Genomic DNA, 25850 nt, shown 5'->3' on the forward strand with positions numbered 1-25850 from the left:
GTGACAAAATTTATTCTTATTTGTTCAGTTTTGCCTTTCGCGCGTCAAACAGTATAAATACGAGTTGTAGACGCCTTGATCTGTATAAACTAATCTGGAAAGCGTACTTTTGCCATACGATTATACTGTTTGTCTAACTAACGTATGTTGCAACGAGTACGCCTTTCTCTACTACGCATCTCCACTTTTTTATGGCTGGTACATCCTGGCTGTCCCGGGTCGGCAAACGCTCAGTCGCGGGCTACCGGATCACCAGCTACTCCGTTCAATATGGTGGAAACCACGATCAGCGACATTCACCGGGCATTTCGAGGTGGCTCATTGACGAGCGAACAGTTGGTTAATGCCTATCTGGAGCGTATTCGCGCCTACGACCAGCCGACGAAACTCAACTCCATCATTGTCGTAAATCCCGACGCCATCGCTACGGCCCGTGCGCTGGATGCCGAATTTAAAAAAACCGGTAAGCTGCGTCCGTTGCACGGTATTCCGGTGATCGTAAAGGATAATTTCAATACGAAGGGCCTGCAAACAACGGGTGGGTCTATTGCATTGAAAGGATTTGTCCCGACCGAAGACGCCTGGCAGGTCCGGAAGCTGCGGGAAGCGGGCGCCATTGTTCTGGCCAAATCCAACATGGCCGAGTGGGCTTTCACGCCCATGCACTCGCAAAGCTCAATGGCGGGCGAAACCCTGAATCCGTACAACTTAGCCCACGTGCCCGCCGGGTCGAGTGGGGGAACGGCGGCTGCAGTAGCGGCTAATCTGGGTGCGGTTGGGTTAGGTTCCGACACGGGTAACTCGATCCGGGGACCGTCGTCGCACAACGCCCTATGTGGTTTTCGGACGTCGCTGGGGTTGGTGAGTCGGTACGGCATTATTCCGCTTTATACCCGCAACGACGTCGGCGGACCCATGTGCCGCACAGTCGAGGATGCGGTGCGCCTTCTCGAAGTCACGGCTGGTTACGATCCCAACGACCCGATTACTAAACATAGCCAGGGTAAAGTGCCCAAAAATTACACCCAGTTCTTGCGGAAAGATGGGTTGAAAGGGGCCAGGATTGGCGTGATGCGTCAAGTGAGCGACAAGAATATTCACCCGGAAATCAAGCAACTTTTTGACAAGGCTATTGCGGATATGACCCGTGCGGGTGCGCAGGTCGTTGACGTGACCATTCCCGATTTTGATTCGCTGCGGGCTAATCAGTGGTGCGCCGATTTTAAAGCCGACGTTGAAGCGTATTTGCGAACATTCGTGAAGCGGGATACGCTGAAAACACTGGACGACATCATCCGGGTGGGCGGGTATTCAGACATCGTGCGCGACCGGCTCACCTACCAGCAAACGCACACCGGCCGGGCCAGCCACCCCGAAATTCCGTGTGGGGACGCCTTCACTGATTCGCGCCGAATTGCCTACCGCAACGCCGTCGAAGCCGAAATGAATCGTCTGCGCGTGGATGCGCTGATTTACCCGTCCTGGAATTATCCGCCCGCGCTGGTGGGCGACGCGACCGGCTACAAAGGGGATAACAGTCAGTTGATTGCGCCTGCTACGGGCCAACCGGCGTTCACGATTCCGATGGGTTTTACCACCGGCGACTTACCCGCCGGTATTCAGTTTTTGGGACGTTTGTTCGATGAGCCAACGCTAATCCGGTTGGCCTATGCCTACGAACAAGCTACCCATCACCGGACGTCGCCCAAACGGTTTCCGGCCATTAGCCGTCGATAATCCACCCCGAACCGCTTACTTCTCTGTCAGTTCGCTAACTCACTCCATTCCCGTATTTATCAATGCATTGTTTTACCGCCCCGTCGATTCGTTTTCTGTTCGGTCTGCTTGTCTTTCTGAATGCCACCGCACTCCTGGCTCAGCCGTTTAATAAGGCCGAAATTGCCCGCTGGCAGCAACAGGCCAAGCAGGTTACCATCACGCGCGATACGTGGGGCGTTCCCCACATCTATGGCAAAACCGACGCCGATGTCGTGTTTGGGTTGCTGTTCACCCAGTGCGAAGATGACTTCGAGCGGGTTGAAGAAAACTACATCACAAACATTGGTCGACTGGCCGAAGTGGAAGGTGAATCGGCCCTGTACCACGACCTGCGGGCGCGGCTGTTTCTGGACTCGACTCAGGCGATTGCCATCTATAAAAAAAGTCCGGGCTGGATGAAGCAACTGCTGGACGCGTTTGCCGACGGCACGAACTACTACCTACACACACACCCGGCTGTTAAACCCAAATTATTGAAACGCTTCCAGCCGTGGATGCCACTCATGTTCAGTGAAGGCAGCATCGGTGGGAACATCAGCGTGGTATCGACCGAACGGCTGAAAGCATTTTACGAAGGGCGCAAATCAACGTCCCTGAATACTAATTATGACCACTATGAGCGCGAATCCATCGGCTCGAACGGGTTTGCCATTGCGCCCGCCAAGAGTGCCACCAAAAACGCGCTGTTGCTGATCAACCCGCACACGTCGTTTTACTTCCGGTCGGAGGTGCAGATGGTTAGTCAGGCCGGGCTGAACGCGTACGGGGCCGTTACATGGGGGCAATTCTTCATCTACCAGGGATTTAACGAAAATTGCGGCTGGATGCACACAACCAGTTACGCCGATTCGATGGACGAATATCTGGAAATCATCGAGAAAAAAGGGAATGCACTTTATTATAAACACGGGACGGCGCTCAAGCCGGTCAGGACGCAAACCGTGCGGCTGCCCTACAAAACGGCCAACGGGATGCAGTACAAAGAATTCACGATGTACTTCACGCAGCACGGCCCGATTGCGGGCGAAAAAGACGGCAAATGGATCGCCATTGCCATGATGAACACCCCCCTGAACGCCCTGTCGCAGTCGTACCTGCGGACAAAAGCCACGGGCTACGCGAGTTTCAAGGAGGTGATGAAGCTCAATGGCAACGCGTCGAACAACACAATATTTGCCGACCGCGACGGAACCATTGCCTACTGGCACGGCAATTTCATGCCCAAGCGTGACCCCAAATTCGATTGGGAGCAACCCGTGGATGGGAGTGACCCCGCAACGGATTGGAAAGGCCTGCATCCGGTGGAGGACATTGTGCAGGTGCGCAACCCCGCCAGCGGCTGGATTCAGAATTGCAACGCCACCCCGTTTACGGTATCGGGCAGCAGCAGCCCGGCCAAAAGCGCGTACCCGGCCTACATGGCACCCGACGCCGAAAACTACCGGGGCATCAACGCCGTCCGCGTGCTGAGCCAGAAACCCATGTTCACCCTCGATACGCTGATTGCTGCGGCTAACGATCCGCACTTGATCGCCTTCGACGCCCTGCTTCCGGCCCTGTTCGATGCATACAAAACGGTCACCGGTGATTCGGCCAATACATCGAAGGACTTAGCCGAAGCCATCCAAATCCTGCGGGGCTGGGATAGATCGTACGGCGTGGCATCCATTGGGCAAACACTGGCCATTCACTGGGGCGAGAAAATCCAGCGGTTAGCCCGGAGTCGCGCGGTTGCTGGCCAGCCGCTCGATAACCTGAGTCTCACCGCTCTGACCATCAAAAGCACTACCCCAGCCGAAAAAGTAGCGGCCCTCGCCACCGTACTAACCGACTTGACGCGCGATTTCGGGACTTGGAAAACGCCCTGGGGCGACATTAACCGGTACCAGCGCCTGACGGGCAAGACGCAGGAAACCTACGACGATCAGCAGCCCAGCCTGCCCGTTGGTTTCACCTCTTCGGCCTGGGGGTCGCTGGCGGCTTTTGCGGCTAAGACGTATCCCGGCACCAAAAAGCGGTACGGCAGCGTGGGTAACAGTTTCGTGGCCGTGGTGGAGTTTGGTAAGCGGGTACGTGCCCGCTCGGTGGTGACGGGCGGGCAAAGCAGCAAACCCGGCACCAAACACTTTGCCGACCAGGCCCCACTCTACTGCGCTGGCCAGTTTAAGGACGTGCTGTTCTACCCCGAAGATGTTCGTCAGCACGTCGAGAAAACGTACCATCCGGGGGAGTAAGGAGTGTGGTTGATTTGTCGGGCCGGGTGGCCAGTGCCATGAAAAATCAACCAACCAAGCCGGGTAATCTAATGAAATACGTGCTGCTCTTTGTGATTATGGTGCCCGATTTGAGCCGAGGTCAGTCAAAAATAGCTGGCTTAGGACAGTACACCATCGGCATTACGACGCCCGATTTACTCAACCGTACTGCATTCAGGGAGGAAGAGCAATCCTACGTCAAAGGAACTATAGCCCTGCCCTGCGCTCACATTCGCACGTTTACGGCATCTACCCTGATGATTGCCGGTGTTTCAGTAACCAACATTGTTCTGGTTTTTTATGACGACACATTATTTAACCTCTCCTGCGACTACAGCGCTCAATTAAAAGCGGCCTTTGTAGAACAGCACGGACCGGGGGTTCGCAAGCCGGTGAGCCGCTTTCAGTTCTGTCCCCAAGGAAATGATACCCCAATGCTGGTGTGGGGGGAACGCTGGCTAAGTGTTGATATACTGGCTCTCGTGGTGTACTGGAAAGGCTATACAACGGAGTGTAAACCGGAGGAGGGGACCCGATTAGTAATAGCTGACCAGCGGATTTCGGCCCTGTCTTCGGATTGTGATCTGAAACCCGCCGATTCATTCATTGACGCGTTTATCAAGTCGCCGTGACTCCGCTCATTGATGGCTGACCGGGATTATAGCTTACGTCCTGCGTTTTCACGGCCACCATCGTAATGATGGCAGCCAGTAGCAAGGAACCAGCCATAAAAACATAGGAAGCCCCAAAACCGCCGGTGGTGCCATTTAGATAGCCAACAATGTAGGAGCCGACGAAGGAGCCTAACGCGCCTAAGCTATTGATAAGCGCTATCGCACCACCCGCTACGTTTTTGGGTAATATCTCCGGGATAATGGCGAAGAACGGTCCGTATGGAGCATACATCGCCCCGCCCGCAATAATCAGGAGCGCAAACGATACCCAAAAATTGTCGGGACCAATCAGGTAAGAGCCGTAGAAAGCCAGCGAACCCAGCAGCAAAAACGGCCAGACGAACAGCTTTCGGTTCTGGGTTTTGTCCGAGAAATGGGAAGCGCTCAACATGCCGACAATCGCCAGTACGTACGGAACGGCCGCTAACCAGCCGGTTTTAACAATGTTCATATCCGGCGCGGCATTCAGAATGGATGGCAGCCACATGACGAATCCGTAGACCCCAATGCTCCACAGGGCATATTGCAAACTCAGCAAAATCACAATCCGGGACTTAAAAGCCTCCGCGTAGTTCTTGACGGGTTTAATGCCCTGCTGCTCCTGCTGTAGTTTTTCTTCCAGCGCCTGCTTTTCCGGGTCGGTCAGCCAGGCTGCATCGGTCGGTTTATCGGCGACTAACCGCCACCAGAAAAAAGCCCAGATGATGGCGGGAATTCCTTCGATAATAAACATCCATCGCCAGCCGACCGCTTTTATCAAATAGCCCGACAGAATTGACATCCACAGGATCGTGGCCGGATTGCCAAGAATCAGGAACGTATTGGCCCTCGACCGCTCGGCTTTGGTAAACCACCGGCTCAAAAAAAGCAGCATGGACGGCATCACAGCGCTTTCGACGACACCGAGCATGAAGCGAATCCCGATCAATACCGTCACGTTGCTGACAATGCCGGTTGCCGTAGCTAAGCTGCCCCACAGAATTAAGGACCAGAAAATCAGCTTTTTGGCACTTCGATTTTCGGCGTAGATGGCACCGGGTACCTGAAAGAAGAAATAACCCAGAAAAAACAGCGACCCCAGCAGGGACGACATGGCTGGGGTAATGCGCAAATCGGCCGCCATGCCACTGGCCGCGCCAAACCCAAAATTGGCCCGATCTAGGTAAGCTAAGCTATACGTAATGAACGCAATCGGTATCAGGCGGTACCAGCGGGATTGTGCCAGGGTAGTTCCCATGTCAGCTATGCGGTTTGTCTATTGGGTGGTTGACGTGTATCGACTGATTTGTCAATGGCTGCTGGTAAGAAGCCGCTTCACTAAAAAGTAGAAAAGTCGTTGGTATACTTGACATTGATAGCTTTCTAGACAGCACGTTGGTAAAACCTCCCATCTGGGAGAGTGGCAATAAAGGTCCGGACGAAGGCGGTTTAAACGATTGGTGGGGTTGCGTCACTGCTCCTGATAACGTATCCTTAAGAGTCTGCTATCCCACCGGTATCAATGCTCGAAAACCGCATCAGTGGCGAACGTTTCGAAACGGCCGTTGCTGAGATTACCAAAAAACACGTCCCGCGTTTGGACAAAAAATTCTGGTCGTTCGACTGAAAAAAGGAGCACAAACAGCTCGACCGCATTGTTTATAAGTTGACCACGGCTGAGAACCCGGACGTGATTCAGGGGTTGATCAGTTTGAGAGATTCAGGCGACCACATATTTGTGTTTCTGGTTGAATCGGCATCATTCAATCGGGGCAAAAGCAAATTATACATTGGTGTCGGTGGGCACTTGTTCGCCTTTGCCTGCAAACAATCTTTCGAGAAAGGGTATGATGGGTATATTTCGTTCGAGTCGAAAACGCAGTTAGTAAATCAATATCAGCAGGAATTGGGTGCCGCCCGTATTGGTTCATCGCTTAAAATGTTCGTGGACACGGTAGCGGCTAAACGTTTAGTTATTCACTATTTTCCAGATATACTATGAAACCAGACTTCAAACGGTTAGATGACGTTGACTTAGAAGTTGTTAACACAAAACTGACCGAGATAGACATTAAAGAAATAAGCGCTTTCATTCAGGAACACAAGCGGAAGGAGAAGGTGAAAGCGCAACGGAAGGCGGCAAGGAAAAAATCAGACTTCTAACGTTTAATCGTTTTGCGGCCGAGACGTATCCAGGCACCAAAAAACGTTACGGCAGCTTGGAAAATGGTTTTGTGGCAGTCTTCAGGGCTTTCTTACAAACTAATTTGGGTAAATTTTAGTGTCTTTTTGCCGGGAATTGCTGACGTAAAGTCCTGATGCTTAGACCAATGCTGTCCGACGGTCCATGGCAACCGCGATGCGCTGAAGCGTGTCGGCCTGGGGCTGGACAAGACCCCGCTCGACTTTGAAGATGTATTGTTGGGTTGAGCCAATGCGCCGGGCCAATTCGTCCTGACTGAGTTGGGCCTGCTGACGGGCTTTGGCCAGGGAGGTGATGACACCAGCGTTATAGTCGTTCTGGCGGATCTCACCGTTCGATCACCGGCTTAGAATCCGATAGGGTTCAACGGCAATAATCTCAATAATTTCAGGCGTTTCCATTTTACTTGTGCGCAAATTTCAGGCGAATTGCTCAACGAATGCTTTCAGATTGACAATCTGCGTCTGAGCGTAAGGAGTTATGGTAAGCAGATCAGGATCGCCTGTAACTAAATATTCAGCCCGACTATCCCGGCATAGACTTAGTAAATAATAATCATGGCTATCTCGACCCATCTTCACCTGCGACGTGACGCTAATTTTTAGGGCATATGCCTGAAACGTGTTAATGAACGATTCCAGCACCTCGGACGTGATGTTCTTTTTTCTGAAGTAAGCTATGTCAGCAAAATGCCTGATTTTCGCCAGAACTTGATCGGAGTAACAAATGTCGAATTGATCAATATGATCAAGCAACTATAAATAGCGTTTTCGGGAGATACCGCCAATCAATACGCTACCAATCACGTTGGGGTCAACTACCAAACGGGTTGGTTTACTGGTAACCATGCTTTTTGCGGATCGACTTCACCGCCTGATTAACCTCCGACTGTTTGGCCGACTGATTGGGTAGCCCTCTTAAGAAAGATTTGGCTACGTCAGCCGCCTGAATCTTTCGATCTTGCTGTAGGGGTTTAACCTCAACAAAATCAAGCGACTTTAAGTATCGTATCAATGCGTCGGCCTGTTTACTCTCTTTTATATCGATGACGTATTGGCTCATAGCTGAAGTATAGATAGGTTGATTAATAAATATAACGGACGTAAACGCAACTCAACTACTTATTTGTCAGGATCTGACACGTGAACCACAAAAAAACCTCGAAAACAGCTTGTTTTCGAGGTTTTTTTGTTTTTAGTAGGAAGTAGCGGGCTCGAACCGCTGACCTCTGCTCTGTCAAAGCAGCGCTCTGAACCAACTGAGCTAACCTCCTTTGTTCCCGCGAAGGTGTCGGCGACGGAGTTTCGTGAGAAAGGGCGTTGACAACGCCTTCCGGGAAGACAAATTTAAGAAACTTCTGTCGCTTCCAAACGAACGCTGTACATTTTTTGCGACGGGATGCGCCACAGCAACAGCAAGCCAATCACAAACAGGACCAGCAAGGCCAGCACAGAGTTGCGCATACTGCCCGTCAACTGCTCAATCAGGCCGTAGAGCAGCGTTCCCAGCACAATGGATAATTTTTCGGTTACGTCGTAGAAACTAAAGTAGGAGGCCGTTTCGGTGGTGGCCGGGATAAGCTTGGCGTAGGTCGAGCGGGACAGCGACTGAATGCCGCCCATGACCAAGCCTGCCACACCCGCCAGCACGAAAAACTGAGACTCTGTCTGTATGTAGTAAGCCCCGGCGCAGAACGCAATCCAGATCACAACCGCCACCATCAGGGCGTGGGTATTGCCAATCCGCTCCGACAGCCGCGAGAACCCATACGCCCCCGGAATAGCCACTAACTGAATCAGGAGAATGGTGATGATCAGGCTTTGGGCGGGTAGTTTCAACTCGTCGCTGCCGAAGATTGTCGCCACGTACATAACGGTTTGAACGCCCATGTTGTAGATGAAAAAGGACACCAGAAACCGTTTGGTCAACGGCCGGTGCTGCAACTGACCGAAGACAGTGCGCAATTCCCGAAAGCCGTTCAACAGGTATTTTTTCCGTCCGGTCGTCTCGCCAGCGTGGCCTGCCCGTCCGCCGGTGGGGTTGGGCCGGGCCGCGTTCGGCAAACGACTCAGCGGAATCTGGGCGAAACCAATCCACCACACCCCAACCGTCAGAAAGGCAATGCGCGACGCCATGCCCTCGGAGATGTTGCCGAACCAGTCCCGCTTTAGAATGACGAGCAGGTTGAGCACCATCAACAGCACGCTGCCAATGTAACCCATCGAAAAGCCCCGCGCACTCACCCGGTCGAACTGATCTTCGGTGGCGATGTCGGGCAGGTAGGAATTGTAAAAAACGATGCTGCCGCTCCAGCCCACCAAACTCAGCCCAAAGCAGATGATGGCAAACGTAGTAGTCTCCTTCGTAAAGAAATACAATAGCGCACAACTGATGGCCCCGAGGTAACAAAACGCCCGCATGAATGCCTTTTTGCGCCCGCTGTAATCGGCAATGGCCGAGCAGATGGGCGATAGCAGGGCTGTTGTCAGGAAAGCCGCTGAAACGGTGTAGGAAAACAACACCGTGTTTTTAACCGTAACTCCCAGAAAATTAATGACGGGTCCGCCTGCATCGTTAAGAGCTGTGGCCGAGAAATAAACCGGAAAAATGCTGGACACAATTACTAAGGAATGGACCGAGTTGGCCCAGTCGTAGAGCGTCCAGGCGGTGAGGATACGGGGGTTGTTCTTCTGCATAAAGAGTGAATGAGTGAATGGTGAATGAGCGAATAGCTGGTAATGTCATTCGCTCATTCACCATTCACTCATCGTTACAGCGACGGGTCAAATTCCAGATTGATGTCGGCGTCTTTGCCGTCGACCGGGGCACGCTGGCGCAGAATGAGTTTGATACGGCTTAGTTCGACAATGGGGAAATTGCCTTTGAAGCCCGTCACGTCGACGTCCATCGACTTATTGTCGGTGGATAGTTTCCAGGTGCCGCCGTTGACGATTTGTTGATTTCGTTGGTCGATGGCCCGAACTGTACCGTTTGCCCGAAATTGCATATCCAGGGCGAACACGAATTGCGTAACTAAGTTCAGCCGTTCTTTATTTATGCTCTGCCCTTCGGGGGTCGATACGCGGTTAATTCGCCAATTGTTGGCTGTCAAAAGTTCGGTTTGTGAAGCGGTAGTGGGGGCAGGCGTAGTGCCGCCTTCATTCTTGCAGCCAATCAGGATACCCGTTGAAAGCAGGGCTACCAGTAAAAAGCGAAGTGTCGTCATAATTGGGTAATGGTTGGTCGGGATGACAAAAGACGGAATCAAAATTCAATAACTTTGACCAAAAAACAACAATGCTGGTTCGATTTGGGGTATTAGTAGGGTTGTGGCTCGGTATTTACCGCCCGGTGCTGGGGCAGCAGCAGTGCGCCGACCGGTTACCGTTTACGCCCGTCAGTCAGCCGAACCGAATTGACTGGGACAAATTTCCGGATTTCACGCTGCCCTTCGCGATTATATACGCCGGACCGCGCTTTGGCGATGTCAAAGGTAGTCCGCTGCGCCACGGGTTTAGTCACATCGACCTGGTTGACGCGACGGAGCTTGGCAATACTGTGCAGGTGCGGCAACGATCCATCACCTACTACGGCATTGCCACCGGTCTCGATCAGCCGTGGGAGACGATTGAAAGCCCGTGGGCCAATGACCTCAGCGCCTACCGCACCAAGTGGGACCAATGGCTGTCGGGCGTGGCGGGGGGCACTAAAAATGCCGCAGGAAAATACGTCATTCAGGCGGGTCGGCTGACCATCGACGTGGAGCGAATTGCCGAATCAGATACCCGGATTCTGCGGCTCAAGCAGGACCCCCGTGTGCCGGACCAATACCGGAAACTGCCGGATGCGGATTTTGTAGCGGCCTACAAACGGGCCATTCGCAATCTGTATGCCGAAAGCCTGCGGTACTTGCGTCAAAACGCCGATCTGACCAACCTGACCGTCAGCAGCTACGCCGATACGCCCATCCTGAATACGTACCTGAACGTGCCGGGCAACACCTGGGCCGACTGGACAACCAATCTGAGCCGGGTTAATTATTTGGTGAAAGACTCGACCGAACGAATGGTTGGCGGGCCGTTCTACTCGCAGTTGGACGCCCTCTCGCCTTCGGCTTATTACTACTACGACTACCCAAATCAACTGGCCAAAGATTACTTAGCGTACCTGCTGTTTCAGGTGGAGGCCAACCGGGCGTGGAGCAGCAAACCCGTGGTGCCGTGGGTATGGCTGCGGTATCACAACAGCACCCAATTCTACCCTAATTTCATTCAGCCGTTCATGGCCGAAGCGACCGCTATCTTCCCGTTTTTTTCGGGAGCCGCCGGGTTGTGGTTGTGGGACGAGCCGAATTCAGGACAGGGCCGCACGGAGGTATTCGCAGCCTATGAGCACTTTACGCACGGGCTATACCGGCTTTCGCGCTTCGCCGATATGTTCCAGGGCCAATACGAGCTGGTCATCGAAACACCCGCCCGCGACCTCATGGACAAGGCATTGCCCGTTTGGCGGGGTGTGGCGAAAGCTAATCAGATCCTGATTGCCGCCCAGAACCCCTATGCCGACGATGGACAGAAAACGAACCTGACGGTGCGCTACAAAACCTGGCAGCAAACAATCGAGCTGACCGGGCGTGAGGTATATCTGTGTCGGTTTGATATGGGAACGGTCACGGCAACGGAGCCACAACTCGCCAGCGTTCAGGTTTTCCCGAATCCCGCTGCCTCAGAACTAACCGTTCTGTTCGGCAAAGCGCCAACCATCGCCATTGAGTTAGCGTTATTCAATACGACTGGTCAGGTGGTGAGCCGTTCATCGGCAAAAGCCGTCCGGGAAACGCTAAATGTAGCCGCTCTGCCCGCCGGAGTCTATTTTCTGCGCATCACAACCGAAAACGCAAGCCAAACCAGAAAAGTCATCATTCAATGATGCATTGTGGTGTATGACGTATTATACATAATGTATGTAACACTTACCATATATCATGTATAATACATAATATATCCTATATATCCGTCAACCTATGCCTAATCAACTCCAGTACGAAACCAGCCCGTATTTGCTACAGCACGCTGATAATCCAGTCGACTGGTGCCCGTGGGGTGAAGAAGCGTTGAACCGCGCTGTTGACGAGGATAAACCAATTATCGTCAGCATTGGGTATTCGGCCTGCCATTGGTGCCACGTCATGGAGCGCGAATCGTTTGAGAAGGACGGCGTGGCGCGGGTGATGAACGAACACTTCATTTGCATTAAAGTAGACCGCGAGGAACGCCCCGACGTCGACGCTATCTACATGGACGCCGTGCAGGCGATGGGGGTGCAGGGTGGCTGGCCGCTGAATGTCTTCCTGATGCCCGACGCCAAGCCGTTTTATGGCGTTACTTACCTGCCGACCCAAAACTGGGTTCAGTTATTGGGCAGCATCCGCTCCGCGTTCGGGGAGCACCGCGACGACCTCGCAAAATCGGCCGAAGGTTTCGCCACCGAGTTGAACATCAGCGACGTAGAGCGGTATAACCTGCCCCAAACCGATCCGCTGTTCGCCCCCGAAACGCTCGACGTGCTGTACCGGAAAGTGGCGGTTAAAACCGACGATGAGAAGGGCGGCCTGAACCGGGCACCTAAGTTTCCAATGCCGAGCGTCTGGCGGTTTCTGCTGCGTTACCACGACGCCACAGAAAGCGAGTCGGCCGCATCCACGTCGGCGCTGAAGCAGGTTACGCTGACCCTCGACCGCATGGCCCTTGGCGGCATCTACGATCAGCTTGGCGGTGGGTTTGCCCGCTACTCGACTGACGTCGACTGGTTTGCGCCCCACTTCGAGAAAATGCTGTATGACAACGGCCAACTGCTGACGCTCTACGCCGAAGCGTATAGTCTGACCAAAAGTCCGCTCTACAAGCACGTTGTTTATCAGACTATTGCCTTCGCCCAGCGCGAACTGCTCAGCCCGGAAGGTGGCTTCTACTCCGCCCTCGACGCCGACAGCGAAGGCATAGAAGGTAAGTTTTATACGTTTACCACGCCCGAACTGCGGGATATTCTGGGTGGTACGGCATTCCGGGAAGATTACGACTGGTTTTCGGAACTGTATAACCTGACCGACGAAGGCAACTGGGAACATGGGCGCAACATCCTGCACCGTACGGAAACCGACGAAGCCTTCGCCCAGCGGATGGGCTGGTCGCTGGATGAGCTAAACGCTCGGTTAGACAACGCACACGCCCGGTTGATGCAGGTGCGGAACGAACGTATCCGGCCAGGTCTGGACGATAAAATTCTGTGCTCGTGGAATGGGTTAATGCTGAAGGGATTAGTAACCGCCTATCGCGTCTTTGGCGAGCCTGAGTTCCTGACGCTGGCTCTGCGCAATGCGTATTTCCTGCTCAAAAAAATGCGCGATAGTCGAAACGGGAGACTCTGGCATAGCTATAAACTGGGTCGTGCCAAGCAGGCCGGTTTCTTAGACGATTATGCCGCCGTGATCGACGGTTTGCTGGCCTTGTATCAGGCTACGTTTACCGAAAGCTGGCTGACCGAAGCCGATCAGTTGATGCAGTACGTGCTGGCAAACTTCACCGACGATTCGGACGAACTGTTTTTCTTTACCGACAAGAATAGTGAAGAACTCATCGCCCGGCGCAAAGAACTATTCGACAACGTGATCCCGGCTTCCAACTCGATCATGGCCGAAAATCTGTACACGCTCAGCCTGTTACTCGACCGCTCCGACTACGCCGAACGGGCCGACCGGATGCTGGGCCGGGTGCAGCCATTAGTGCAGCAAAACGCCGATTACCTCACCAACTGGGCCGCTCAGTTTGCCCTGCGAACGCGCCCCACTGCCGAAATCGCTATTGTCGGCCCCCAGGCTGAGCAGTTCCGTGCCGAAATTGACGCAGCGTTTTATCCGAATAAAGTACTCTGCGGCACAACCGGGCAAAGTGACCTGCCCCTGTTACAGCAACGGGGAACAATTGATGGGAAGACAGCGATTTACGTTTGTTACAACCGGGCCTGTCAGTTGCCCATCACGAGCGTAGCCGAGGTGTGGCGGTTATTGAAGTAAGGAATCACTGAATGCCTTATTCCAGGGAAGCAGCGCCACTATGCATCTTTTGCATAGCCTGCCGACTGAATGTTCCTCCGGGCAACGGTACCCTGACGCACATGAAGTAGTCAGGGTAAGCGACTGTTAGTGATACATAAACCATTCTACACGTAGTATATAGGTGACCGTTTAATTAATCAAATAGTATTATATAAAAAGATAGTATGATTATTGCTATAAAATAAAGATAGTAAAGTTCTGATTTTTCCTGACAAATTGTTTAGAGTATTGCTAAATGCTTGATTGGCAGGCACTTGTTATCTTGTGCGCTGCTAACTGTGACACTACTCACATTTTCGCCTTATTGCCTATAGACAGTGCAGAGGTTCAGTAGTGTTAATCAACCGTCTTGCGAGTAAGTGTCCAGCGTATCCCATCATTCATTTTACTAACTATTAACTGTCCACACCATGTCTCGTTTCCCAATTTACCTCATCCTTGTGCTGTTGATTAGCGGACTTTGGTCCTGTTTTGACCATCGCATTCCGAGTATCACACCCGGATCACCCACTACGCGGCTGCGCGTTAAGACCTTAACGCTGGATCAACCCAATAACCAGGCTAAAGTCAGCTCCTTTACCTACGACGGACAAGGGCGGCTCCGCTCGATTCTGACCTATCAGACGCCCGACAGCAGCGCTTCGGTGATTGAGTACAGCAACTACCAATACGACGGTCGGAACCGGCTGACTCAACTCCGGCGTGAGGTGGTGTTACATCCTCGGAGTGGGCAACCCAATCCGGCTGAGCAATATATTTATTCCTATAATGGGGCTGGTCAGGTAGCTGAGATAACCTACGTGAACGGCGGCTCAGTGGCATTATTTTACAATGGTGACAATCAACTGGCGAGGGGCAATGGAGCTTTCCCCGTCCCGCTGACAGGGTTTACCTTCAGGGAATCTTTACTGTTCACATTCACGGGCAAAAACCTGACTAACTACACAAAGGAGAATAACGTTTTCACCAAGGGAGGGCCATCAATAGTTGTCACAACCGTTAAAACCTTTGCGCATGACGACAAAGTAAATCCCTTCTATGGCGTGTATGTGATTCCCTCACCGTACGTCGATCAATTTGTTAACGTAACGTCCGCACCTGGGTCGCCTTACACCTATTTTGGCGGAGTAGATAACGTATTTAACCTGAGCCAAAATAACGTACAGACCGAGGTCTCTACCGTTAGTAGTGTCGGTAGTGGTGTTTCAACGCCGTACACCGTGACGACATCCTACCAGTATCAGTATAACGGCGCTAACCTGCCCACAGTCCGAATCAGGACTACCACCGAACCCGGCCCTTTTGGACCGCAAGTAGAGACATTACGCTTCGAGTACGAGTCGTATTGAGGAGGGGTAATCACTCACCCCAGGCCGTTAGGATTAGCGTTCGGGAACCGCCATCGTTGCGGTGCTCACCGAGATAAATACCCTGCCAGGTGCCCAGGTTTAGCCGTCCGTTGGTGATTGGTATGGTAACCGAGTGCCCCAGCATGGCCGCTTTCAAATGAGCGGGCATATCATCGGAGCCTTCGTAGTCGTGCTGGTAATAGGGCGCGTTTTCTGGTACCGTCTTGTTAAAGTGACGTTCGAAGTCACCCCGGACGGTTGGATCGGCATTCTCGTTTACTGTTAAACTGGCTGAGGTATGCTGGATGAAAACATGCAGCATACCAATGCGGATCTGTTGCAACTCAGGGCTAAAATCACGCTCAATGAGTTTGGTGATGAGATGAAAGCCGCGTGGGTAGGCGGGGAGGTGCAGCGTTTGCTGGAACGTGGGCATACGGTTATTTAACTGCTGACCCGTCCCGAGTTTTCGCTCACAAACGCGCCCCAGGCTCCTTTCTTGGTTTTCTTGCCCGGAGCTACGGGCAGGGCGTTCTCGTGGAAATGGTGGCAAACGGCGATAGCCAGCGCGTCGGTGGCATCGAAGAACTTCGGGTTCAGGTCTTCCTTCAGCAAATGGCCAACCATGTGCGACACCTGGTCTTTGCTGGCGTTGCCGTTGCCCGTCACCGACTGCTTGATGCGCCGGGGGGCATATTCCACAATGGGAATGTTGCGCGAGAGAGCAGCGGCCATCACCACGCCCTGCGCCCGGCCGAGTTTGAGCATCGCCTGCACGTTCTTGCCAAAAAACGGGTCTTCAATGGCCATCTCATCGGGTTTGTGCTCCTCAATGAGCCGGATGATGGTTTCGTAGAGTTTCTGGAGCTTCAGTTGGTAGGTCGTATATTTGCTCAGCTCAACGACGCCGTACTGAATCATCCGCATCACGCCCCCCTGAATCGAAATAATGCCGTAACCGGCGACCTGCGTACCGGGGTCAATGCCAAGAATAATCTTTTCGGGCAGGACAGTGAGGTTTTTGGCGGTGATAATCATGGATGGTTCGTTAGGCACTTTCACAAAGTAACGTGTTCTCGCCAGCTTTGTCGCCCAAATGGACCAAAAAAATCGGTTTCTGGCTTAAAATCGTCGTTTTTGCCGGACTCCTTGCCTACATCGGCTACGTACTGCAGCAACAGCGGTTCGACTGGGCCGTGGTGCAGCAGCAATTCCAGGCGGTCGATCACCCTGAACGCTGGGCCGCCGGGCTGGTATTGCTTACGCCGGTCAACTGGGGGTTTGAAGCGCTGAAGTGGCAGATTTTGCTTCGGCGCATCGAAAAAACAACGTTTTGGGACGCGTACAAGGGCGTGCTGGTGGGGCTGACGCTGGGATTCGCCCTGCCCGCTCAGTTAGGCGACACGGCCGGGCGGGTGCTGTCGCTGCGCACAAATGCACGGACCGATGCCATTGGAGCCTCGCTGGTGTCGGGCGGGATGCAGTTCTATGTTGCGCTGCTGTTTGGCGCGGTGGCCTGGGCGCATCACCTGAGCGTAGTGCCAACGCGTGACAATGGGGCTGGGCAATGGCTGCTGGCGTTGCTAACGGGTCTATCGGCCTTGGGTATTCTGTTCAAGCTGGTGCGTCAGCGGCTCATTGGCTGGTTAGCCACGCGGCCCGGTTTGCGCCGGTTTGCCCATTACTGGAACGTAGGTGGGCAGTACACCGACCGCGAGATTGGCCTGGCGCTGGGCGCGGCTTCGGTGCGGTATCTCGTTTTTTCCGGGCAGTTTTACATAGCCATGCGGTTCGTGGGCGTGGCGTTGCCAACCGTCGTTTCGGCATCAGGCATTGGCGTCGTGTTCCTGATCAAAACCATCACCCCCGCCTTCAACCTGCTCAGCGATCTGGGCGTTCGGGAAGCGGCTGCGCTATGGGTATTTGCACCCTTCGATACGTTGCCACCAGTGCTTATCACGGCTACGCTAACACTCTGGCTGGTTAATGTTCTGGTGCCGGTGCTGGTCGGGCTGATTTGGGTATGGCGGCTGAAGTGGTCGGTAAAGTGAGGTATTTAGGTGTATTGGTGTTTAAGTTTCCGGTAAACAAAATTCGTCTTGGTCATCGCTCTGTTCGTCATCAGTTTTCTATATGCATTGTTCACCACGACACTATGGCTGACCTGGCTGCGGATGCCCACGTTTCGGCCCGGAACGACCCCAACTGATGGTCCTTCGATTACCGTTATTATTCCCGTCCGCAACGAAGCCGCCAACATCGGTCATCTGCTGGACGATCTGAGTCGGCAAACATACGACCGCTTCGAGGTTATCGTCGCTAATGATTCCTCCACGGACGATACCCTGTCTATCATTCGGCAGTACGCTTCTCATACCGTCTACCCCTTACGCCCGCTGGCTTTAATCGACGAGCGCACGGCCTCGCCCAAAAAACGCGCCATCAGCCAAAGTGTCGCGCTGGCCACCGGCGACCTGATCGTAACCACCGACGGCGACTGCCGCGTGGGTCCGGACTGGTTAGCGTCGATAGCTGCTTTTTATCAGCAAACGGGTGCAAAACTGATTTCAGGACCGGTAACGTTCACCACAGACACGCCCTGTTCCAACGGCAGGGCACAACCAATTCCAACTCATTCTACACTATTCGACTCGTTACAAACGGTGGAATTTGCCAGTCTGATCGGTTCGGGGGCGGCCACAATGGCGCTGGGGCAACCGACCATGTGCAACGGAGCCAACCTGTGTTACGAAAAGCGGGTCTTTACTGAGGTTGGCGGCTTTGCGGGTGTCGATCACCTGGCATCGGGCGACGACGAGTTTTTGATGCATAAGGTCGCAACCCGGTATCCCGATGGCGTCCGGTTTCTTAAAAGCCGCGAGGCCATTGTCCGAACAGGACCGCACCGGTCGTGGACCGCGTTTTATCAGCAGCGCAAACGCTGGGCGAGCAAATGGCGGGCCTACGAAAACTGGTTGCCTACGGGGCTGGCCGTGTTTATTTTTCTCAGCAATGCGGCTCCGGTAGTGGCCGTGGTGAGTTGGTTGCTCGGATTTTTAAACGGAAATGCAGCACTTGTCGTTGTCGGACTGAAGGTGGTACCCGAATTTTTGTTTTTACAGCAGATTCTGGTTTTTTTGCAAAAAAGGGCGTCGGTCAGTGCAATTCCGCTGACGCAATTAATTTACCCGTTCTATGTCGTTTTCTTCGGGCTGGCCGCTCAGGGAAAAGGCTACCGCTGGAAAGGACGCAACCTGGAATGAACTGAGTTTGTGGTTTGTCGTTGCGGTTCCCCGCCGGGACTGACCGCACCGGCGGACCGGCGTCCAGAACCGTGCGTCAGTCCCGGCGGGGAACCGCAACGACAAACCACAAACTCAAAAACCACAAACTCAAACGCACTTTGTCTTTCTTCCTCCATAAATCAAACTTCCTCATCCGAACGGTTTACCCTGAATTCTGGTGGAAAATCGACGATGAAGCCGCCCCAACGATCTACCTGACGTTCGATGATGGTCCCATTCCCGACGTGACGACGTTCGTGCTGGAACAACTTGATAAATACGCGGCTCAGGCCACGTTTTTCTGCATTGGCGACAACGTCCGCAAGCACCGGAATGTGCTGCTTGAGGTACTCGAAGCGGGGCACATGGTCGGTAACCACACGTTCAATCACCTCAACGGCTGGAAAACTGATGATGCGGTCTATCTGGAAAATATCGAGAAGTGCCAGCAGCAGTTGGGCGTCGAAACGGCCCTGTTCCGCCCGCCCTACGGACGCATCCGAAAGACGCAGGCGGCTCAGGTGATCGAAAATTACTCTATTGTGATGTGGGACGTGCTGACCGGCGACTTCGACCGAAAACTGCCCGCCGACGTATGCCTGCGTAAAACGATTCAGTACACCGAACCTGGCTCGATTGTGGTGTTTCACGACAGCCTGAAAGCCTGGCCGACAATGCGTTATGTGCTGCCCCGGATGCTGGCGTACTTCGCCGAGCGTGACTACACATTCCGGGCCGTTCCGCAACCCGTTTACGCTGGATATTGAGTATGTCAGTTGATGAGTCGGTCAGTCAGTGAATCAGTTGATGCGTCAGCCACTCACTGACTGACCGACTCATCAACTGATTCACTGACTGACTCCATGACTTTAATCGACACCCACGCCCATATTTATGATCCGCAGTTCGACGCGGATCGGGACGAGATATTTCATCAGGCTGAAATGCAGCAAGTGAGTCAGATCTGGATGCCCAACTGCGCCCGCGAAACCGCGCCGGGCCTGATGGCCCTCGCTGACCAACATCCTGACCGGTATTTACCGATGATGGGCCTGCATCCAGCCTACGTTACTGAGACGGTTGACGCTGAACTGGCGGCTGTAGAAGACTACCTGAACCGCAACGCGTTCATGGCCATCGGCGAAATTGGACTGGATTTTTACTGGGACATGGCGTTTGTCGACCAGCAGTTCAGGGCGTTTGAGATGCAACTGCGCTGGGCGGCTGAACAAAACCTGCCCGTGTCGATGCACACCCGCTCCGGCCACGATAGAAACGCATTCGCCGAAGCCGCCGACCTGATTGAGAAGTTATCACTGCCGGGTTTAACCGGTATTTTTCACTGTTTCGTCGGAACATTGGACGAAGCGAACTGGGCCATTGACCTTGGTTTCAAACTTGGCATTGGGGGTGTGGCTACGTTCAAAAACGGAGGTTTAAATGCCGTGTTGCCGCACGTTGGTCTGGATCACATTGTTCTCGAAACCGACAGCCCGTATCTGGCACCGATGCCGCACCGGGGCAAGCGCAACCAACCGGCTTATCTCCGGCTGATTGCCCAGCGCGTGGCTGACTTGATGCAGATTAACGTGGACGACGTAGCCCGCCACACCACCGCCAATGCATTGTCCCTGCTGCCCGCACTGTACGCGAATCTGTTACCGGACTAATGGCACCCCACAGGCTTCAGCAAATACTTCATTCCAATCGTTCACGAACCGATTTAGTCCGAACCGAGTGAGGGCGGGTAACGATGGTCGGCCAAAAAGACACCCGTTGAACCGGCCTGATTGGGCACATTGACCGGTTCTTCGCATCTTTGGCGGATGAGGTACAACACAGTGCGCCTGAATCCACGGGCGAATGCAACGCAGGCAAAAACAGACCCTGCGCTCCGGTCGGTATTAGTTATTTACACCGGCGGCACGTTCGGCATGGTGTACGATCAGCAAACGGATGGGCTTATTCCGTTCGATTTTGAGCACGTTCCCGACCGCCTGCCCGAACTGCACCGGCTCAACTTCGACATCACGCTCATTACCCTGTCCGACGTTATTGACTCGTCGAACATGAAACCGGCGGTATGGATTGAATTGGCGCAGTTGATCGAAGCAAATTACGAGCAGTACGACAGCTTCGTAATCCTGCATGGCACCGACACAATGGCCTACACGGCTTCGGCGCTCAGTTTCATGCTCGAAGGACTAAACAAACCCGTTATTCTGACGGGGGCACAGCTACCCATTGGGGCTGCCCGAACCGACGCCCGCGAGAACTTCATCACGGCCCTCGAAATTGCTGCCGCCGTGGATTCGGCCGCAGTGGACGCTGCGGCAGTGGATTCGACCCGCTCCGGCCGGTGCGCCGATGCGATACCGACCGTGGAAATGTCTGGGCAACCCACCGTACCCGAAGTTTGCGTGTATTTCAACTCGCGGCTGCTCCGGGGCAACCGGGCCACCAAGCAGGAAAGCGTTCAGTTCAACGCGTTTGCCTCCGAAAACTACCCGCCCTTAGCCACGGCGGGGGTCAGCATTGCCTACAACCGGCCATACATCCGACCTTATCAGCCGGGTCAAACCCTACGAATTCGCACGGCGCTGGAGCCGAACGTGACGATCCTGAAATTGTTTCCGGGTATCACCCAGCCCGTGGTCGAATCTATTTTGGGTATTCCCGCGCTCCGGGGCGTGGTGCTCGAAACATTCGGCGCGGGCAATGCCCCAACGGATGGCTGGTTTCTGGATGCGCTCAAAATGGCCATTGATCGGAGCGTGTTGATTATCAACGTGTCGCAGTGTGAAGGTGGCCGCGTGACGCAGGGCCGTTACCAGACCAGCAAGCAGCTTGAGCAGATTGGCGTCGTGAGCGGGGCCGACATCACCACCGAAGCAGCCATCACCAAGCTGATGGTGCTGCTTGGCCGGGAGCATGGCCGGGGAGCAGTGGCCACGGCCCGATTACGAACACTGCTGGGTTTACCAATGGCGGGCGAAATGAGCGAATGAACGATTTTTTGCCCCATAATTCTTGCGTCATTCGGGCTAATCCTGCATCTTTGCAGTCCGAAACGACACAGAGAGGTGTCCGAGTGGTTTAAGGAGCACGCCTGGAAAGTGTGTATGCGGGCAACCGTATCGAGAGTTCGAATCTCTTCCTCTCTGCCACGCCTGGAGAGTGTATATGCGGGCAACCGTATTGAGACCGGGGAATCGAAAGTCTTCGAATCTCTTCCTCTCTGCCACTTAGTTTGTGAAGTTGACCAATTTAGAGAGCTGCCAGAGTGGTCGAATGGGTCTGATTCGAAATCAGAAGTACTCGCAAGGGTACCGGGGGTTCGAATCCCTCGCTCTCTGCTTAAGTCCTGTTGACCGCAAACGTTGACAGGATTTTTTGTGCGTTTAGGTGAGCTTGAAGCTGTTCAGGATTTATTCTTAGCTATTGAATTCAGGCTGATGCAGGCGGCTGTTGGTATTCTGGACGGCCACGTCCGGGCGTAAATAGTCTGTGTTCGCCCGGACGACGTGGCCCTCCAGAATACTAACATACCGGATAAGTAATCATAAATAGCTTCCTTATCCGGTATGTTGCCAACGAACATCACGCGTGTCAGCAATAATCATAAACTACGAACTAAAAACCCTTTCCCATGTGGACCGAAACCGATAACCAACTCACCCGCGAGTTCACCTTCGCCGATTTCAGCGAGGCCTTCGCGTTTATGACCCGCGTGGCGCTCATCGCCGAAAAAATGGATCATCATCCTTGGTGGTCGAACGTCTACAACCAAGTGACCATCAAGCTATCAACCCACGACTCGGGTAACACCGTCACGACCAAAGACCACAAATTAGCTGCGGCCATCGATAAGATAATGAATAATGCAAAATGAATAGTGTGTAAATGCTTGAATTTAAGCTATTTATATATTATTCATTGAACTACTTTCCGGCGGGAACGGCCACGCGTTGCGTTGCTAACTGTTTAATCAGCGTCGTTTCCTGCGGGTCGAACACTGAGCCGTCGGGCCGGAAGATGTCGTGGAACCAGGCCTTAGGTTCGTCCCCGTTGGGCATGGGCGTATCCCAGGCGTAGATGGTGTTGGTTTTGCCCTTCACGAGTCCCCAGTTAATAGCCCCAACCTTGTATTTCTTGAAGACCGGTAGACACGTCTGGAAGGTGCTGTTGCGGGTGCGGGCCATATACTCGGTGCAGATCAGCGGCCGACCCATCTTTTGCAGGTCGATGATCTGCGCTTCGAGTTTCGGCGCTTCAGCGTAGTTGTGGAACGTAATAATGTCGGACTGGCTGTAGGACAAATCGCTGGAAAGCGGATGGTCGGTCCACCAGCCGACCGTGATGGGCTGGCTCGGCCGGACGGCCTGCGCCCAGACGAACGTTTGGGTCAGCAGGGGCATGACGGCGTCGTTGTAGCCCGAATTGGAGGGTTCGTTGAACAGGTCCCACACCAGCACCCGCTTGTCCTGGCCAAAAGCGGTCAGTACGCCTTTGGTGTATTGCTCTAATCCGGCCCACGTCCGCGCGTCGAACAGGCGTTTGGTGCCCGGCCCGCGTACCCAGCCCGAGTTGTGTTTGCCCGTCACTGGCTCGGGTTGCTTGCCGAGTTTAGGGTCGTCGTTCCAGCACGAATCGAACAGCACAAACATAATTTTTATGTGGTGCTTATCGGCAATCTGTAAAAACTGGTCAATTCGTTTTTTGTACCCCTCGGCGTCCTGTTCCCACACTAAGTTGTGCAGAAACACGCGCATGATGTTCATGCCGATGCCCTCGGCGTAACCGAGTTCGCGGTCGATGGTGGCGGGGTCGAAACTATCGGCCTGCCACATCTCCAACTGGTTGATGGCGTTGCTGGGAATGAAGTTGGCACCCACCAGGAAGGGCTGGGTCTTGTACCAGTCATTGGCCTGCTGGGCGGTCCATCGCTGAGCGGTTGCCGGGAGCAGGGCCGAACCGGTGAGAAGGAGCAGGACGGTGAAACGAAACAGCGTAACGAACGTAAATCGCTTCATAAAATTTGGATCGGGGTTGAATGGGTATTGGATCGTTGTCTTTGGGAAGAAGGAAAATAGCCCCTGATTTACCCCTGCACTTTCTGAAAAAAACGGTCTTATGCCGGGAGTGGCGGTCGGTTGGCGTCCGACGGTTAACTTGCAGCATGAAACTGTACCTCGTGCCGACGCCCATCGGCAACCTCGACGATATTACGCTCCGGGCCATTAAAATCCTGCAAAGCGTCGATGCTATTCTGGCCGAAGACACCCGCACGTCGGGCGTGCTACTCCGGCACTTAGCCATCAGCAAGCCGCTCCACAGCTACCACATATTCAATGAACACCAGACTGTGCAGCGTGTTGTCGACCAGCTCAAAAGTGGTAAAACGCTGGCCCTGATCTCCGACGCGGGTACGCCCGGCATCCAGGATCCTGGTTTTCTACTGGTGCGAGCCTGCATCCAGAATGATGTGCCGGTGGAGTGTTTGCCCGGCCCCACGGCGTTTGTCCCCGCGCTGGTCAATTCCGGCCTGCCGAATGACCGGTTTACATTTGAGGGATTTCTTCCTCAAAAGAAAGGGCGGCAGACGCGCCTGGGGGAGCTGGCAGGGGAAGAGCGGACGATGATTTTCTACGAATCGCCCCACCGCCTGCTCAAAACGCTCGGTCAGTTTGCCGAGGTATTTGGTTCCGACCGGCCCGCCAGCGTCTCGCGTGAATTGACAAAGATGTTTGAAGAAAACCGGCGCGGGCCGTTGTCCGAACTTATTACGTATTTTGCCGAAAAAACGATAAAAGGTGAACTGGTTATCTGCGTTCAGGGGAAAGAAGTGGTTAAGGGGAAGACCAAGCGAGTATACAACAATGATGACGAGGGAGATGACACCGACGACGATAGCGACGATGAATAACCGCCCACCAGTACGTAACTGGCTGCTTCGGGCAGTCCTCATCATTTATCATTTATCATTTATCATTCATCATTCGCATGGCCAAACCCTCTCCCCAGCCGCGCGGGTGAGTCTGCTGACGGTGTCGCCTGGCGCGGAACTGTATTCGAGTTTCGGGCATACCGCCATTCGTGTGGTTGATCCGGTGGTGAGTCAGGAGCGGATTTTTGGCTGGGGCACGTTCGATTTCAGGGCCGATAATTTCTACGTTAAATTCCTGCGGGGAACGCTGCCGTACACCATATCGGTCACGGATATGTACTCGATGCAGTACGCCTACCAAATCGAAAATCGCACCATCCGTGAGCAGGTACTCGACCTGTCACCCGCCCAGCGGCAGCGGCTGTTTAACGTGCTCAATGAGAACTACCGCCCCGAGAACCGGACGTACCAGTATAAATTCTATTACGACAACTGCGCCACCCGCCCCCGCGACAAAATTGCTGACTCCTGTGGCGACAGCCTGACGGTGCCGTCCAAGACCGTATCGACCGGTAAGTCGTACCGCGACTGGATGAACGATTACCTCGGTCAGCATCCGTGGTCTAAAGTGGGCATGAACCTCGCCCTCGGCACGCCCTCTGACGTAGTCACGACCGGCTGGCAGGCCATGTACCTGCCCGACCAGGTGCATGACCAACTGAGCCGTGCTACCCTGCGCCGGGCCGACGGGCGCGTGGTGCCGTTGGTGGCGCAGAACCTGACGCCGTTTGAAGCTCCTAAAGTTTTCCGGCAAACAATTCCGTTCATTTTTGACCCGGAGGTAGTTTTTGCCGTACTGGGTATTTTAGTTGCTTTGTTCACGGCACGTCGCTACCAGCGCGGCCACGTCGACCGCTGGCTCGACCGGCTGCTGTTCGGCTTCTCGGGCTTTTGGGGTTGGTTTTTGTTCCTGCTCTGGGTCGCCACCGACCACGGCGTTACGGCCTGGAACCCCACGCTGTTGTACCTCATGCCGCTGCATCTGCCACTCATTTATTGGGCTACCGGTCCCAGCACGACCGCCCGTCGCCGAACGCTGTATTTTGGCGTAACGGCGGTGCTGATTCTGCTCGGTATGATCCTCTCGAATGTGCCGGGGGGCGTGGATGTGCTCTTTCCGCTGACTCTGCTGGTGCGCTGCATCGTGAACCTGCAACCCGTCTGGCGTGGGAAACAGCTTCCGGCACAGGCTGAGGTTTGATAGTCGATATCGGATGTCACAACGCTAAAGCGATGGGCTAATAGCCGGAACACGGCACATTCGTA

At 53.9% G+C, this 25850-nt stretch carries 25 protein-coding genes and 3 tRNA genes; 18 read left to right on the forward strand and 10 right to left on the reverse strand.

What is annotated here, in order from left to right:
- Positions 1-144 precede the first annotated feature (144 nt).
- The 3 genes from ACYVHB_RS19755 (at position 145) to ACYVHB_RS19765 (ending at position 4666) form a co-directional block, all read left to right on the forward strand.
- A complete protein-coding gene (locus tag ACYVHB_RS19755; RefSeq protein WP_461053506.1) occupies positions 145-1737 on the forward strand; it encodes an amidase in 1593 nt (530 codons plus the stop codon).
- 62 nt (positions 1738-1799) lie between these two features.
- On the forward strand, positions 1800-4013 hold the full coding sequence (locus tag ACYVHB_RS19760) for a penicillin acylase family protein (RefSeq protein ID WP_461053507.1): 2214 nt from the start codon (positions 1800-1802) through the stop codon (positions 4011-4013).
- A gap of 38 nt (positions 4014-4051) precedes the next feature.
- Positions 4052-4666 (forward strand): hypothetical protein, encoded by a 615-nt coding sequence (locus ACYVHB_RS19765; RefSeq protein ID WP_461053508.1) that lies wholly within the window; start codon positions 4052-4054, stop codon positions 4664-4666.
- Here ACYVHB_RS19765 and ACYVHB_RS19770 read toward each other — a convergent pair.
- Positions 4653-5945 carry an MFS transporter gene (locus tag ACYVHB_RS19770; RefSeq protein WP_461053509.1) on the reverse strand — a complete coding sequence of 431 codons (1293 nt, stop codon included), beginning with the start codon at positions 5943-5945 and terminating at the stop codon, positions 4653-4655. The genes ACYVHB_RS19765 and ACYVHB_RS19770 overlap by 14 nt on opposite strands.
- Before the next feature lie 408 nt (positions 5946-6353).
- Between ACYVHB_RS19770 and ACYVHB_RS19775 the strand changes: the two genes are divergently transcribed.
- Both ACYVHB_RS19775 and ACYVHB_RS19780 read left to right on the forward strand, forming a co-directional pair.
- Positions 6354-6689, forward strand: a complete 336-nt coding sequence (locus ACYVHB_RS19775; RefSeq protein ID WP_461053510.1) for a hypothetical protein — start codon at positions 6354-6356, stop codon at positions 6687-6689.
- Entirely contained in the window at positions 6686-6850 is a 165-nt protein-coding gene (locus ACYVHB_RS19780; protein ID WP_461053511.1) for a hypothetical protein, read from the forward strand. Before ACYVHB_RS19775 ends, ACYVHB_RS19780 begins: the two co-directional genes overlap by 4 nt.
- 159 nt (positions 6851-7009) lie before the next feature.
- Here the strand turns inward: ACYVHB_RS19780 and ACYVHB_RS19785 are convergent, their stop codons facing one another.
- The 6 genes from ACYVHB_RS19785 to ACYVHB_RS19810 all read right to left on the reverse strand — a co-directional run bounded on the left by ACYVHB_RS19785 (position 7010) and on the right by ACYVHB_RS19810 (position 10116).
- Positions 7010-7216, reverse strand: coding sequence for a helix-turn-helix domain-containing protein (locus ACYVHB_RS19785; protein ID WP_461053570.1), 207 nt, complete (start codon positions 7214-7216; stop codon positions 7010-7012).
- Positions 7217-7309: 93 nt separating this feature from the next.
- Positions 7310-7645 carry a putative toxin-antitoxin system toxin component, PIN family gene (locus ACYVHB_RS19790; RefSeq protein WP_461053512.1) on the reverse strand — a complete coding sequence of 112 codons (336 nt, stop codon included), beginning with the start codon at positions 7643-7645 and terminating at the stop codon, positions 7310-7312.
- A 79-nt stretch (positions 7646-7724) separates the two neighbouring features.
- A complete protein-coding gene (locus ACYVHB_RS19795) occupies positions 7725-7952 on the reverse strand; it encodes a hypothetical protein (RefSeq protein ID WP_461053513.1) in 228 nt (75 codons plus the stop codon).
- Positions 7953-8088: 136 nt separating this feature from the next.
- Positions 8089-8163: transfer RNA gene (locus tag ACYVHB_RS19800), tRNA-Val, on the reverse strand.
- 73 nt (positions 8164-8236) lie between these two features.
- Positions 8237-9586: an MFS transporter gene (locus ACYVHB_RS19805; RefSeq protein ID WP_461053514.1), complete on the reverse strand. Its 1350-nt coding sequence runs from the start codon at positions 9584-9586 to the stop codon at positions 8237-8239.
- A gap of 74 nt (positions 9587-9660) precedes the next feature.
- The gene (locus ACYVHB_RS19810; protein ID WP_461053515.1) at positions 9661-10116 is read right to left on the reverse strand and encodes a hypothetical protein; all 456 of its coding nucleotides are present in this window, start codon (positions 10114-10116) and stop codon (positions 9661-9663) included.
- A 71-nt stretch (positions 10117-10187) separates the two neighbouring features.
- On the opposite strand from ACYVHB_RS19810, the gene ACYVHB_RS19815 reads away from it, so the two are divergent.
- The 3 genes from ACYVHB_RS19815 to ACYVHB_RS19825 all read left to right on the forward strand — a co-directional run bounded on the left by ACYVHB_RS19815 (position 10188) and on the right by ACYVHB_RS19825 (position 15353).
- On the forward strand, positions 10188-11819 hold the full coding sequence (locus ACYVHB_RS19815; RefSeq protein WP_461053516.1) for a T9SS type A sorting domain-containing protein: 1632 nt from the start codon (positions 10188-10190) through the stop codon (positions 11817-11819).
- Positions 11820-11913: 94 nt separating this feature from the next.
- Complete coding sequence (locus tag ACYVHB_RS19820) at positions 11914-13962, forward strand: thioredoxin domain-containing protein (protein ID WP_461053517.1); 2049 nt, start codon at positions 11914-11916, stop codon at positions 13960-13962.
- A gap of 452 nt (positions 13963-14414) precedes the next feature.
- Entirely contained in the window at positions 14415-15353 is a 939-nt protein-coding gene (locus tag ACYVHB_RS19825) for a hypothetical protein (RefSeq protein ID WP_461053518.1), read from the forward strand.
- 10 nt (positions 15354-15363) lie between these two features.
- Here the strand turns inward: ACYVHB_RS19825 and ACYVHB_RS19830 are convergent, their stop codons facing one another.
- Both ACYVHB_RS19830 and ruvC read right to left on the reverse strand, forming a co-directional pair.
- A complete protein-coding gene (locus ACYVHB_RS19830) occupies positions 15364-15789 on the reverse strand; it encodes a secondary thiamine-phosphate synthase enzyme YjbQ (protein WP_461053519.1) in 426 nt (141 codons plus the stop codon).
- Positions 15790-15797: 8 nt separating this feature from the next.
- On the reverse strand, positions 15798-16391 hold the full coding sequence (gene ruvC, locus ACYVHB_RS19835) for a crossover junction endodeoxyribonuclease RuvC (protein WP_461053520.1): 594 nt from the start codon (positions 16389-16391) through the stop codon (positions 15798-15800).
- 47 nt (positions 16392-16438) lie between these two features.
- Between ruvC and ACYVHB_RS19840 the strand changes: the two genes are divergently transcribed.
- From ACYVHB_RS19840 to ACYVHB_RS19875, 8 genes are all read left to right on the forward strand, one after another.
- On the forward strand, positions 16439-17404 hold the full coding sequence (locus tag ACYVHB_RS19840) for a UPF0104 family protein (protein WP_461053571.1): 966 nt from the start codon (positions 16439-16441) through the stop codon (positions 17402-17404).
- A gap of 48 nt (positions 17405-17452) precedes the next feature.
- Complete coding sequence (locus ACYVHB_RS19845) at positions 17453-18616, forward strand: glycosyltransferase (protein ID WP_461053521.1); 1164 nt, start codon at positions 17453-17455, stop codon at positions 18614-18616.
- A 140-nt stretch (positions 18617-18756) separates the two neighbouring features.
- The gene (locus ACYVHB_RS19850) at positions 18757-19404 is read left to right on the forward strand and encodes a polysaccharide deacetylase family protein (RefSeq protein ID WP_461053572.1); all 648 of its coding nucleotides are present in this window, start codon (positions 18757-18759) and stop codon (positions 19402-19404) included.
- A gap of 96 nt (positions 19405-19500) precedes the next feature.
- Positions 19501-20307, forward strand: a complete 807-nt coding sequence (locus ACYVHB_RS19855; RefSeq protein WP_461053522.1) for a TatD family hydrolase — start codon at positions 19501-19503, stop codon at positions 20305-20307.
- Between the two features lie 156 nt (positions 20308-20463).
- Positions 20464-21645: an asparaginase gene (locus ACYVHB_RS19860; RefSeq protein WP_461053523.1), complete on the forward strand. Its 1182-nt coding sequence runs from the start codon at positions 20464-20466 to the stop codon at positions 21643-21645.
- Between the two features lie 69 nt (positions 21646-21714).
- Positions 21715-21804 (forward strand) — tRNA-Ser (locus ACYVHB_RS19865).
- Between the two features lie 102 nt (positions 21805-21906).
- A tRNA-Ser gene (locus ACYVHB_RS19870) sits at positions 21907-21993 on the forward strand.
- 293 nt (positions 21994-22286) lie between these two features.
- A complete protein-coding gene (locus ACYVHB_RS19875) occupies positions 22287-22529 on the forward strand; it encodes a 4a-hydroxytetrahydrobiopterin dehydratase (RefSeq protein WP_461053524.1) in 243 nt (80 codons plus the stop codon).
- 49 nt (positions 22530-22578) lie between these two features.
- On the opposite strand, the gene ACYVHB_RS19880 is transcribed toward ACYVHB_RS19875, so the two are convergent.
- On the reverse strand, positions 22579-23670 hold the full coding sequence (locus tag ACYVHB_RS19880) for a cellulase family glycosylhydrolase (RefSeq protein WP_461053525.1): 1092 nt from the start codon (positions 23668-23670) through the stop codon (positions 22579-22581).
- 146 nt (positions 23671-23816) lie between these two features.
- On the opposite strand from ACYVHB_RS19880, the gene rsmI reads away from it, so the two are divergent.
- Positions 23817-24563: a 16S rRNA (cytidine(1402)-2'-O)-methyltransferase gene (rsmI, locus tag ACYVHB_RS19885; protein ID WP_461053526.1), complete on the forward strand. Its 747-nt coding sequence runs from the start codon at positions 23817-23819 to the stop codon at positions 24561-24563.
- Positions 24517-25785 carry an Lnb N-terminal periplasmic domain-containing protein gene (locus ACYVHB_RS19890; RefSeq protein ID WP_461053527.1) on the forward strand — a complete coding sequence of 423 codons (1269 nt, stop codon included), beginning with the start codon at positions 24517-24519 and terminating at the stop codon, positions 25783-25785. Before rsmI ends, ACYVHB_RS19890 begins: the two co-directional genes overlap by 47 nt.
- Positions 25786-25850 lie beyond the last annotated feature (65 nt).

Source organism: Spirosoma arcticum, assembly GCF_054779955.1.